Below are 12676 nucleotides of genomic sequence, written 5' to 3'. Positions count from 1 at the left end.
CCCCACCATCGAGTCAACACAAAGAGCCGATTTTCGACGTGAAACCCGTTATCTGGGTTGACTCGATCCGGAACTGAAGGAGTTTGCATGAGTACCCTGTTCACCAAGATCATCGACGGCGACATTCCGGGGCGCTTCGTCTGGAAGGACGACGACGTCGTCGCGTTCCTCACGATCGCTCCGCTCACCGACGGGCATACCCTGGTGCTGCCCCGTCAGGAGGTGGCGCACTGGGTGGAGGCGGAACCTGAGCTGCTGGGCAAGGTGATGGCGGTCGCCCAGACCATCGCGAAGGCGCAAACCACCGCGTTCTCGGCGAAACGGGTGGGAGTGCTGATGGAGGGGTACGAGGTACCGCACCTGCACGTCCATGTCTGGCCGACGCAGAGCGCCAGCGACTTCGACGTTCACGCGGTCGACCACAACCCGGATCCGGCCCGGCTCGACGCCAACGCTGACGCGCTGCGGGGAGCCCTGCGGTCGGCCGGGCACGGCGAGCACGTACCAACCGACGGATAGCGGCAGCCTTTAGCTACCCGGTCGAGCCCACCCCGGTGCGCTGCGCGGCCATGGCCTCGCCGATGGCCGCACGGATCCGCTTCTCCGAAACGGTGTACGCGGTGCCGAGCTCCTGCGCGAACAGACTGATTCTCAGTTCCTCGAGCATCCAGCGCACCCGCAGCAACGCGGGAGGCGTCTTCCGGCCAGTGGGAACGAGGGCGGCGACGGCGTCGTCGTACTCGTCCTCCAGGCGTTGGACCACAGCCGTGCCCAGCGAATCGCGCTGCACGTTGCCGGCCAGCTTGGCGACCCGGGTCTCAATGCCGGTCAGGTAGCGGGGCAGGTGACTGAGCTGGGTGTAGCCGGTTTTCGCCACGAACCCCGGGTAGACGAGCTGTTCCAGCTGACTCCGGACGTCGTTCAGCGCGGTGATCAGGGCGAGGCTGGTGGAGCCCTTGAGTTGCTTCTCGATCCGGCGGGTGCTGGACAGGATCCTTTCAACCGTGGCGGTGACAGTGAAGACCGTGTCGATGAGTTCGGCCCGCACGGTTTCGTAAAGGGAGTTGAACTCGGCCTCGGTCCAGGGCAGTGCCTCGGGGGTCAGCTTGTCGACCGCCGCGAGTGTGCAGTCCTCGATCAGTCCCGCAACGCTGCCATGCGGGTTCTGGCTGAAGGTGAGCTTCTCGGCGTTGCTGAGATGCTCCAGCACATACTTGGCGGGGCTGGGAACGCGCACCACGAGGAGTCGGATCACTCCGTCGCGCATTGACGCACCCTGCTCGGCCGGGTTGGGGAAGACGGCGAGTCCGGCGGCGGTACCCTCGTCGGTCAACGCCGGGTAGCCCGTCACCGTGTGTCCGTTCACCAGCCGGGTCACCTGCCGGGGAAGGTCGCCAAACGTCCACGACGTCAGGCCGGACCGCTCGGTGATCCCGATGCCCACGGGATGCGCTGGCTGGGACTTCGCCGGTTGGGACTTTGCTGCTGACGTCGCGCGGGCGGGTGCCTTTGCCGGCCGGGTGGTAGCGGGTGTGGCACCGAGGGATTCGGCAATCGCGCGGCGTGTCTGCGGCGCCAGTCGTTCCTGCAGGGCGGCAAGGTCGGTCCCCTCGTCGAGGATCTTGCCCTGGCCGTCAATCACCTGGAAGCTCATCAGGAGGTGTTCGGGAAGGACGCTCCGGTTCCACGACCCGGGGGCAATGACGTGGCCCTTCAACCGGCGGAGTACCAGTTCCAGGGACTCCTCAAGGTCGTCGCGTGCCGGGTCGAAGTCGGTGTGCAGCGCAGCGACGGCGCTGCGCGCCACATCGGGGGCGGGGATGAAGTTCTTGCGGACCTGCTTGGGTAGCGACTTGATCAGGGCTGTCACCAGTTCCACCCGGAGCCCCGGAATCTGCCAGTGGAACGGCCGGGCGTCGAGTTGGTTCAGGAACACCACGGGAATTTGCACCGTCACGCCGTCGGACGCGCCCTGCACACCGGGGGAGAACTCATAGCTCAGCGGCAGTTCGAAGCTTCCCTGGTGCCAGATTTTGGGGAACGCTGATTCGTCCAGGTCGCTGTTTTCGGCGAGCAGGTCACCGGGCAGGAAGTCGAGCAGGTCCGGCTGGCGGTGACGGGTGTCCTTCCACCAGGAATCGAAGTGCCGCTCGGACACCACCTCGGGCCCCACGCGGGCGTCATAGAACTCGAAGAGGGTCTCATCGTCGACCATCAGGTCGCGGCGGCGCAGCCGGTTTTCCAGCTCCTCAATCTCAGCGAGGCGTGCCTTGTTGCGGTGGAAAAATTTGTGGTGGGTTTTCCAGTCGCCCTCGACCAGGGCATGCCTGATGAACATGTCGCGGGCAACCTCGCGGTCGATCCGCCCATAGTTGACCCGGCGCTGCGGGATGATCGGGACGCCATACAGGGTGACCTTCTCATGGGCCATCACCGCCCCCATCTTCCGGGACCAGTGCGGCTCGCTGTAGCTGCGCTTCACCAGGTGCGGCGCCACGTCTTCGGCCCAGAGGGGATCGAATTTGGCGGCCACCCGCGCCCAGAGCCGTGAGGTCTCCACCAATTCGGCCGCCATCACCCAGTCGGGCGACTTTTTGAACAAAGCGCTGCCGGGGAACACAGCGAACCGGGTACCCCGCGCACCGGCATACTCACGCTTGCGCTGATCATAGAGGCCGATGTGGCTGAGCAGGCCCGCGAGCAGGCTGATATGGATTGCGGTGTCATTGCCCACCGGATCGACGGGGTCGGGCGAGAGGGTGATCCCCAGCGGTTTGGCCAACTGGCGAAGCTGGGCGAACAGGTCCTGCCACTCGCGGACCCGCAGATAGTTGATGAACTCGTTGCGGCACAGTTTGCGGAACTGGGTCGACGACAGTTCCTTCTGCTGTTCCTGCAGGTACCGCCACAGGTTCAGGTATCCGGTGAAGTCCGAATTCTCGTCGAGGAACCGTTTGTGCATTGCTGTCGCGGTTTGCAGCTTGGCGCCCTGATCGGCCTGTGGACGCTCACGCGGATCCTGGATGGTCAGGGCCGCGGCGAGGACCATTACTTCCTTGGCGCAGCCACGCTGGCCGGCCTCCACGATCATGCGGCCCAGCCGCGGGTCAACCGGCAGCTGGGCGAGTTTTCGGCCAACTGCCGAGATGCCTCCCGAAGCCTCCAGCGCACCGAGCTCCTTCAGGAGCGTGACGCCGTCGTTGATCGCCTTCGAGTCCGGAGGCTCAACAAAGGGGAAGTCGGCGACATCCTTCGGCCCACGGGTGACGCCCATGGCGGTCATCTGCAAGATGACAGCCGCCAGGTTGGTACGCAGGATCTCGGGGTCGGTGAACGCGCGGCGGGCCTCGAAGTCCTCCTGCGAATAGAGGCGGATGGCGATGCCATCCGAAACCCTGCCGCAGCGGCCCGAGCGCTGGTTGGCGGAAGCCTGGGACACCCGCTCGATCGGAAGCCGCTGCACCTTGGTGCGGTGAGAGTACCGCGAAATCCTGGCGGTACCCGTATCAATCACGTACTTGATCCCGGGAACGGTCAGGGAGGTTTCAGCAACGTTGGTGGCGAGGATGATCCTGCGTCCCGGGCCGGAAGGCTTGAAGACCCGGTGCTGTTCCTGCAGCGACAATCTGGCGAACAACGGCAGGATGTCGGTGCCCTTCAGCCGTGGGTTGACCTGCACCCGGGCGCGGAGGGCATCGGCGGCGTCACGGATCTCGCGCTCGCCGGAGAAAAACACCAGGATGTCGCCGGGTGCTTCCCGAGCCAGCTCGTCGACGGCGTCGCACACGGCGTCAAGAGGGTCGCGGTCCTCCTCCTGATCGCCCGGGTCGGCGCTGTCGTCAGCCTCGCCGGCCGGCTGGGTCAACGGGCGGTACCGGATTTCCACCGGGTAGGTCCGTCCGGAAACCTCGATGATCGGTGCAGGCTGCTTGACGCTGACGGCCTCGTCGGCCGCGAAGTGCGCGGCGAAGCGTTCAGGGTCGATGGTGGCCGAGGTGATGATGAGCTTCAGGTCGGGTCGTTGCGGGAGGATCCGCTTCAGATACCCGAGGATGAAGTCGATGTTGAGGCTGCGCTCATGGGCCTCGTCGATGATGATGGTGCTGTACTTTTTCAGCAGTCGGTCGTGCTGGATTTCCGCCAGCAGGATGCCATCGGTCATCAACTTGATCTGGGTGCTGCGGCTGACCTCGCCGGTAAACCGCACCTGGAAGCCCACTTCGGCCCCCACCTTGACGTCCAACTCCTCGGCAATACGTTCCGCAACGGTGCGGGCGGCGAGGCGTCGTGGCTGGGTGTGCCCGATCAGGCCGTTTTCGGCGAGTCCCAGTTCCACACACATTTTCGGAATCTGGGTGGTTTTGCCGGAGCCGGTCTCGCCAGCAATGATCGTCACCTGGTTCGCGGCGATCGCGGCCATAATGTCAGCGCGTCGCTCGGAAACCGGCAGTTCAGGGGGATAGGAGATAGTCAGTGCCATGATTGGTTCCAATTCTAGGCGGTAGGACTATCTCCCGATGCCCTGGTCAACCGGGCCGCCGCCAACCGGGCCCGCTCACGCATTTGCGGCGGTTCCAGGATCTCGAACTCGAACTCCAGCGCCACCAGATGCATCAGCGGCCAGTCGAGCGAGTCGAAGCCGGCCCTCATCAGGGTGTGCTCCTCGCCGTCGCTCTGGAGCTCGGCGGTATCCGGGGAGACCTTTTGTGACACCTCGTTGATGTTGCCGGTCAGCCGCACGACGACGTCGTACTGGTACGGGAAACGCGTAATTGACTGCTGCACATACAGGGCGAGATCACGGGCCGGGAGTGGGCGCGGGGTGAAGCGCTCCCGCTGCGCCGGAACGCTCTGACACCGGTCCACCCGGAACGTCCGCCAATCCTCACGCATCGTGTCCCAAGCCACCAGGTACCAGCGTCTACCGGTGTCCACGAGTCGGTAGGGCTCAACGAGTCGCCGGGAAGACTCGCCATCCTGGCGGGAGTACCGGAACACCACGGTGCGTCGTTCGGTGATGGCTGCGGACAGGGCGGTGAGGATCTCGGGCCGGACCGGTGTGCTCACCGCCGCCATCCTGGTGACGGCGCTTCGCAGCCCGGCGAACCGCGGTCGGAGTCGGCTGGGGAGCACCTGCTCCAGCTTGGTGAGCGCCCGCACCGATGCCTCGCCGATTCCGGCGACGGGGCTAGCCGTGACGGCGCTGAGGCCGAGGGCGACGGCGAGTGCCTCGTCGTCGTCGAGCAACAACGGAGGCAGCTGCGCGCCAGCGCCCAACTGGTAGCCCCCGGCGACGCCGGGCGAGGCATGGATGGGATAGCCCAGGGTGCGGAGCTTGCCGATGTCCCGTCGGACGGTGCGCTCGGTCACGTCCATCCGGTCCGCCAGTGCTGAGCCGGTCCACTCGCGGCGCAGCTGAAGCAGGGAAAGCAAGTGGAGCAGCCGTGCCGAAGTTTCCAACATGGCTCCAAAATACTCCTCAACCAGGTCAGTAGCTGTCCTGAATCGCCCCTATTTCAGCCGAAGACAGCAGCAACGAATCGACCGGGCAGCTTCGGGGGTGCGGGGGCAGTGCAGTGCTGGAGTCTCACGGCCAGACCTGGCCGGTTAAAGCAGTCAACCCCCAGATTTCGGTGAAATCTGGGGGTTGTTCTGTGCCCTCGATAGGATTCGAACCTACGACCTTCTGCGCCGGAGGCAGACGCTCTATCCCCTGAGCTACGAAGGCGGGATGCCGGTCAGGCCGGCCCCTAAATGGGACTCACTGAGCTTATCAGGGAAGCACCCCTGGACGAAAACCCCTGGCCCGCCCTCGTGTGGTGGGCGCCGCTGCGTCACAGAAATGGCCGCAGCGGCGTGCGCCGTTATGCTGGATGGGTGACTCCTGAAGAACTCTCTGCTGCCATTTCCGCATGCCTGAAAGACGCCGTCGCCGCGGGCGAATTCGACGTCGAGCTTCCCTCTGAGGTGCGGGTGGAGCGACCACGGAGCCGGGAACACGGAGACTGGGCCACCAATATTGCCCTGCAGCTGTCCAAGCAGGCGAAGATGAACCCGCGCGAGTTCGCCCAGCTCCTCAGCGGACGGCTGGAACAGCTCGACGGCGTCAAGACCGTGGCGATCGCCGGTCCAGGCTTCCTGAACATCACCCTCGATGCCGCCGCCGCAGGTGAACTGGCCCGCTCAATCGTCGACGCCGGGTCCGGCTATGGCACCAGCGGGCTCATGGCCGGCACCAAGATCAACCTTGAGTTCGTGTCGGCCAACCCCACCGGACCTATCCACCTGGGCGGCACCCGCTGGGCCGCCGTCGGCGACGCGCTTGCCCGCCTGTTCCAGTCCCAGGGCGCTGAGGTGACCCGCGAGTACTATTTCAACGACCACGGCGCCCAGGTGGAACGGTTTGCCCGCTCGCTGTGGGCCAGCGCCAAGGGCGAGCCATCACCCGAGGACGGGTACGGCGGCGCCTACATCGATGACATCGCTGCCCGGGTCCTGGTGCTCGATCCAGCCATCCTCGACCTGGAGCAGGAAGATTCGGTCGAGCGGTTCCGTCAGCTCGGGGTCGACCTGATGTTTGGCGACATCAAAAAGTCGCTGCACGACTTCGGTGTCGATTTCGACGTCTACTTCCACGAGCACTCCCTTTTCCAGGACGGATTCGTCGAAGGCCTGCTGGAGAAACTGAAAACCTCGGGCAACCTGTTCCTCGAGGACGGGGCCTGGTGGTTACGGTCCACCGAGTTCGGCGACGATAAGGACAGGGTGGTCATCAAATCGGACGGCGCCCCCGCCTACATCGCCGGCGACATTGGCTACTTCGTCAATAAGCGCCGCCGCGGCTTCGACCTGAACATCATCATGCTCGGCGCCGACCACCACGGGTATGTGGCCCGGCTCAAGGCAGCAGCAGCCGCGCTCGGTGATGACCCGGACACCGTCGAGGTGCTGATTGGGCAGATGGTCAACCTGATGAAGGACGGCGTCCCCGTCAGGATGTCCAAGCGCGCCGGCACCGTCGTCACGCTCGAGGACCTGGTCGACGCCGTAGGGGTCGACGCCGCCCGCTACACCCTGGCCCGCTTCTCGGCGGATTCGAACATCGACATCGACCTTGACCTGCTGACCCGGCGCACCAACGACAACCCGGTCTTCTATGTCCAGTACGCTCACGCCCGGACCCACGCGGTGGAGCGCAACGCGGCCGCGGCAGGGGTGGATACGAGCGCGTTCGACGCCTCCGAACTCAGCCACCCCACCGAGGGCGAACTGCTGGCGGCGCTCGGCCAGTTCCCCGGCATGGTGGCCCAGGCCGCGGCCTTCCGCGAACCGCACCGGGTGGCACGCCACATCGAGGTCATCGCGGGCACCTACCACCGCTGGTACGACGCCTGCCGCATCGCGCCGCTCGGCGATGAGCCGGTCACCGACCTGCACCGCACCAGGCTGTGGCTGAACAACGCCACCCAGCAGGTCCTCGCCAACGGCCTGGGGCTGCTTGGCGTATCGGCACCTGAGCGGATGTGACGATGGGAAACGGACCTGAAGTGAACCTGAATAACGCCTCACCGCTGGCCCCCGGTTGGCTCAGCTACCCCGACAACATCAACCGGCTGAACCCCGCCCTGTGGGCTCACGACGTCGACCGCGCCGGTGACGAGCTCACCATCAGTGGCCTGAGGGTCAGTGATCTCGCCGAGCAGTTCGGCACGCCGCTGTTCGTCGTGTCCGAAGACGATTTCCGGACCCGCGCCCGGAGCTTCAAGGACGCGTTCGACGCCGCCTTTGCCGACCTCTGCGGGGGAGTGGACGTCTACTACGCGGGGAAATCGTTCCTCTGCACAGAAATAGCGCACTGGGTGGCTGAAGAGGGCCTACGCCTTGACACCTGCTCGGGCGGGGAGCTTGCCATCGCCATGCGCGCGGGAATTCCCGGTGAACATCTCGGCCTGCACGGGAACAACAAGTCCGACGCCGAACTGGGCCGTGCGCTTGACCTGAAGCTGGGGCGCATCGTGGTGGACAGTCTCCCCGAACTCGAACGGGTGGCAGCCCTCGCCGCCGCCCGCGGCACCACCGCCAACGTGATGCTCCGGCTGACCCCCGGTGTCCACGCCTCCACCCACGAGTTCATTGCAACCGCCCACGAGGACCAGAAATTTGGGTTGTCACTGGCCGACGGCGAGTCCTCACCCGCAGCTCAGGCCGTCGCCGCGGCGCTGGGCCACGAAACAATCAACCTGCTGGGCGTCCACTGCCACATCGGGTCACAGATTTTCGAGCCTGAGGGTTTCGAACTCGCGGCACGCAGGTTGCTCGCCTTCCTGGCGGACGTTCGGGACCGCCACGGCGTGGAGCTGCCCGAACTGGACCTCGGCGGCGGCTATGGGATTGCCTACATCGAAACCGACAAACCACGCCCGCCGGCAGAGATCGCCGTGGCGATGGCCGACGTCGTGCGTTCCACCTGCGCCAGACTGGGACTGCGCGTCCCACGGATTTCCATTGAGCCGGGTCGCGCGATCGTAGGTTCAACAACGTTCACCCTGTACACCGTGGGGACGACCAAAACCGTGAGGGTCGACGTCGAGGGTGGCGACACTGCGCCCCGGCGTTATGTGTCGGTGGACGGTGGGATGAGCGACAATCCCCGCCCGGTCCTCTACGACGCCGACTACTCGGCGGTTCTGGCCTCCCGCTCGTCGGATGCCTCCGGTGTGCTGTCCCGCGTGGTCGGAATGCACTGCGAGAGCGGCGACATTGTGGTCAGGGATGTCTACCTCCCCGTGGACACCGATGCCGGTGACCTGGTGGCTGTGCCGGGCACCGGCGCTTACTGCTGGGCGCTGTCCAGCAACTACAACTGGGTGGCCCGCCCGCCAGTGATAGCAGTCCGGAACGGCCAGGCCAGACTGATTGTGCGCGGCGAAACCGAGGACGACATCCTGGCCCGCGACATCCCCCGCACCACCAACTGATTGCAGGAGCGACACTATTTCATCTGATACAGCTTCGAACACCGACTCCATGTCGACACTTCGGATCGCCTTGCTGGGCTGCGGCAACGTGGGATCCCAGGTGGCGCGCATCCTGCTCGAGGACGCCGACGCGCTGGCAGCGCGTACCGGCGCCCGGCTTGAATTGACCGGAATTGCAGTGCGCAGCATTGACGCACCCCGCGACGTCGACCTGCCGCGCGAACTTTTCACCACCGATGCCGAGTCACTGGTCGAGGGCGTCGACATTGTGATCGAGCTGATGGGTGGAATTGAACCCGCCCGGTCCCTGATCCTGCGGTCGATCGAACACGGCGCCACGGTGGTCAGCGGCAACAAGGCGCTGCTCGCCCTCGACGGGCCCACCCTCTACGAGAAGGCCGACGCCGCAAGGGTCCAGCTTTCCTACGAGGCGGCGGTCGCTGGTGCGATCCCCATTCTGCGGCCCATCCGGGACAGCCTGTCCGGTGACCGCATCACCCGTGTACTGGGCATCGTCAACGGCACCACCAACTTCATCCTTGACCAGATGGACACCACCGGCGCCCAGTTCGACGATGCCCTGGCCGAAGCACAGCGCCTGGGGTATGCCGAGGCTGACCCGACTGCCGATGTGGAGGGTCACGACGCCGCGGCCAAGGGCGCCATTCTCGCGTCCCTGTCCTTCCACACCCGATTTGCCCTGGAAGACGTCTACTGCGAAGGCATCACCAAGGTGACCGCCGCGGATATCGCCGCAGCCAAGGACGCCGGGTTTGTCATCAAGTTGCTGGCCATCGCCGAGTTGCTGCCGAGGGACGACGCCGACGGCGCTGGCACCGAGGGCGTCAGCGTCAGGGTGCACCCGACCCTGCTGCCCCGCGACCATCCGCTGGCCGCAGTCCATGGTGCCTTCAATGCGGTGTTCATCGAGGCCGAGAGCGCGGGCGAACTGATGTTCTACGGACAGGGGGCCGGTGGTACCCCCACCGCGTCCGCGGTGCTGGGCGACGTTGTCAGCGCTGCGCGCCGCCTGGTGTTGGGCGGTCCCGGCCGGACCGAAACCACCACCGGCCATGTCCCGTCCATGAATATCGACGCAGTCCGCACGAGCTACTCCATCGGGCTCGACGTCGCTGACCAGCCAGGAGTCCTGGCGCGGATCGCACAGTTGTTCGCCGAGCAGGGCGTGTCCATTGAAACCCTGCGGCAGAGCATCCATCCCGCGGATGACCCTGGCCAGGCGACGGCTGAACTTCGCATCGTCACCCACCGCGCTACCGAAGCGGCCCTCGCCGCAACAGTTGAACAGATCCAGCACCTCGCCGTGATCAACTCGGTGACCAGTGTCCTTCGAGTGGAAGGAGCCTAAGTGGCTCACCAATGGCGCGGCGTTATCCGCGAATATGCAGATCGTTTGCCCGTGACAGAATCCACCCAGGTCATCACCCTCGGCGAGGGTGGGACACCGTTGGTCCCGGCCAAGGCGCTATCCGAACTGACCGGGTCGCAGGTGTTCCTCAAGGTGGAGGGAATGAATCCCACTGGCTCCTTCAAGGACCGCGGAATGACCATGGCCATTACCGCTGCGATTGAATCCGGGGCCAAGGCCGTGGTCTGCGCCTCCACCGGAAACACCTCCGCCTCGGCTGCGGCCTACGCCACCCAGGCGGGCATCACCTGTGCAGTGCTGGTTCCGGACGGCAAGATTTCCATGGGCAAACTGAGCCAGGCCATCGCCCACGGCGCTGAACTGCTGCAGGTCAACGGCAACTTCGACAACTGCCTCGATGTCGCTCGTAAGCTTGCCGAGGCGTACCCGGTGTTCCTCGTCAACTCGGTAAATCCCGCGCGTATCGAAGGCCAGAAGACCGCAGCCTTCGAGGTGGTCGACGTCCTGGGTGACGCCCCCGACTATCACCTGCTCCCGGTCGGCAACGCCGGCAATATCACTGCCTACTGGAAGGGCTACAAGGAATACTCCGAGCCCTACGCCAACCCGCACCTGGTCGGTGACAGCACAGTGCTCGCCCCGGTCGCCACCAAGCGTCCGGTGATGTGGGGCTTCCAGGCCGAGGGCGCTTCGCCGTTGGTCAAGGGCCACCCGGTGACCGAGCCGGACACGATCGCGACGGCCATCCGGATCGGCAACCCGGCCTCCTGGGACCAGGCGATTGCAGCGCGCGACGAGTCCGGTGGGCTGATTGAAGCCGTCTCTGACGAGGAAATCCTCGAAGCGCACCGCTGGCTGTCGGCACGAGAGGGAGTCTTCGTGGAACCGGCATCGGCGGCCGGTGTTGCTGGCCTGCTGAAAAAGCATGCGGCAGGCTGGCGCCGGTGGGTAAGACCATCGTGATCACAGTGACTGGTCATGGCCTCAAGGACCCCCAGTGGGCGTTGAAAGCTGCCGACGGGTCCGACGTCGAGCCCACCAAAGTGGATTTCGACGTCGTCAGCGTCGCGACAGCGTTGGGCCTTGAGGATGTTGCGGGTGAGTGAACGGGCGTCCTCGCCAGCGGCCGAACGGTGGGGCACCGGCACCAGGATGGTGGCGGCGGGCCAGGCGGCAACGATCAGCGTCCCCGCGACGAGCGCCAACCTGGGGCCGGGATTCGACACCCTTGGCCTTGCCGTTTCGCTGTTCGACACTGTCACGGTGCGGACCACCACCAGCGGCACCGTCACCGTCACCGTGACCGGCGAGGGCGCAGGGGATCTCCCCGGCGATGAAACCCATCTGGTGGCCCGCACGCTGATCGAGACGCTCGAACGCTCAGGCTTCGGCTGCCCGGGGCTCGAGTTGGAGACGCAGAACCTGATCCCGCACGGCAGGGGGCTCGGGTCGTCGGCCGCAGCGATCGTCTCCGCCGTGCTGGCCGCCAATTTCCTCCTGCCTGACGCCGACAGGATGGACTCGGCTGGGCTGCTCCAGCTGTGCTCGACCCTTGAGGGCCACCCCGACAACGTGGCGCCTGCCCTGCTGGGTGCGTTGGCCATCTCCTGGGAAACCGGAAGGGTCTTCCGCAGTACCCGGGTGCCGGTGCACCCCTCAATCATTCCGATAGCCGCCGTTCCTGCCACCAGCCTCTCGACCGAGACGGCGCGGGCGCTGCTCCCGACGTCTGTCTCGCATGCAAGTGCCTCCTCGAACGCGGGCCGTGCGGCGCTCCTGGTGCACGCATTGTCCCGGGAGCCCGAATTCCTGCTGGATGCCACCCAGGATGCGCTGCACCAGGATTTCCGTGCCCAGGCAATGCTGCCCAGCGCCACTCTGATGCGGCAACTGCGGGCGCAGGGGTTTCCGGCAGTGATTTCCGGGGCAGGCCCAACGGTGATGACCTTCGCAACCAGCGACGCCGAGGCCAGGACCGTTGAACAGCTCATCCATTCGCTGACCGACGAGTCAACCAACGAGAATTCCTCGACCGAGTGGCGCGTCCTAAAGCTGACCGTGGCTCCCGAGGGTGCTAAACTGGTGGTGCACCAACGGAAATGAGCTGTGACCCATCTCAACTGTCGTTACTGTTTCAAACAGTCGCACTGTGGCAGGATGGTTTACTGTTCAGCTGAGTGCTTCTGCTGATCTGGCCGTCATTTTCTTTTGACCGCCGCAAAGCTGCATGGTTATCAGCAGTCGCATCACCTCCGGTGTAACCTCCCACGAATGACAGAGTGCCAGCGGTTTGAAGATAAACCGACAG

7 protein-coding genes, 1 tRNA gene and 1 pseudogene are annotated in these 12676 nt (G+C 65.2%); 6 read left to right on the top strand and 3 right to left on the bottom strand.

The window, feature by feature from the left end; genetic code table 11:
• Positions 1 to 87 precede the first annotated feature (87 nt).
• Positions 88 to 519, top strand: coding sequence for an HIT family protein (locus tag DDA93_RS09780; RefSeq protein ID WP_024477027.1), 432 nt, complete (start codon positions 88 to 90; stop codon positions 517 to 519).
• A 13-nt stretch (positions 520 to 532) separates the two neighbouring features.
• Here the strand turns inward: DDA93_RS09780 and hrpA are convergent, their stop codons facing one another.
• The 3 genes from hrpA to DDA93_RS09765 form a co-directional block, all read right to left on the bottom strand.
• Positions 533 to 4480 carry an ATP-dependent RNA helicase HrpA gene (gene hrpA, locus DDA93_RS09775; RefSeq protein WP_116778652.1) on the bottom strand — a complete coding sequence of 1316 codons (3948 nt, stop codon included), beginning with the start codon at positions 4478 to 4480 and terminating at the stop codon, positions 533 to 535.
• A gap of 14 nt (positions 4481 to 4494) precedes the next feature.
• Positions 4495 to 5463 (bottom strand): YafY family protein, encoded by a 969-nt coding sequence (locus DDA93_RS09770; protein WP_024477029.1) that lies wholly within the window; start codon positions 5461 to 5463, stop codon positions 4495 to 4497.
• 192 nt (positions 5464 to 5655) lie between these two features.
• A tRNA-Arg gene (locus tag DDA93_RS09765) sits at positions 5656 to 5728 on the bottom strand.
• A 149-nt stretch (positions 5729 to 5877) separates the two neighbouring features.
• Here DDA93_RS09765 and argS point away from each other — a divergent pair.
• The 5 genes and pseudogenes from argS (at position 5878) to thrB (ending at position 12471) form a co-directional block, all read left to right on the top strand.
• Positions 5878 to 7527, top strand: a complete 1650-nt coding sequence (gene argS, locus DDA93_RS09760) for an arginine--tRNA ligase (RefSeq protein WP_024477030.1) — start codon at positions 5878 to 5880, stop codon at positions 7525 to 7527.
• 2 nt (positions 7528 to 7529) lie between these two features.
• Positions 7530 to 8978, top strand: a complete 1449-nt coding sequence (lysA, locus tag DDA93_RS09755; RefSeq protein WP_035748137.1) for a diaminopimelate decarboxylase — start codon at positions 7530 to 7532, stop codon at positions 8976 to 8978.
• 49 nt (positions 8979 to 9027) lie between these two features.
• A complete protein-coding gene (locus tag DDA93_RS09750; RefSeq protein ID WP_024477032.1) occupies positions 9028 to 10347 on the top strand; it encodes a homoserine dehydrogenase in 1320 nt (439 codons plus the stop codon).
• Positions 10348 to 11474, top strand: a pseudogene (thrC, locus tag DDA93_RS09745) (threonine synthase).
• Positions 11467 to 12471, top strand: a complete 1005-nt coding sequence (gene thrB / locus DDA93_RS09740; RefSeq protein WP_243400578.1) for a homoserine kinase — start codon at positions 11467 to 11469, stop codon at positions 12469 to 12471. The pseudogene thrC and the gene thrB overlap by 8 nt, the downstream one beginning before the upstream one ends.
• The last annotated feature ends 205 nt before the right edge of the window (positions 12472 to 12676 follow it).

The organism is Arthrobacter sp. Bz4, from assembly GCF_003075455.1.
Taxonomy (GTDB): Bacteria; Actinomycetota; Actinomycetes; order Actinomycetales; family Micrococcaceae; genus Arthrobacter_D.
Note: the sequence above shows the minus strand (reverse complement) of the source record. Positions and strands in the feature narration are given on the sequence as shown.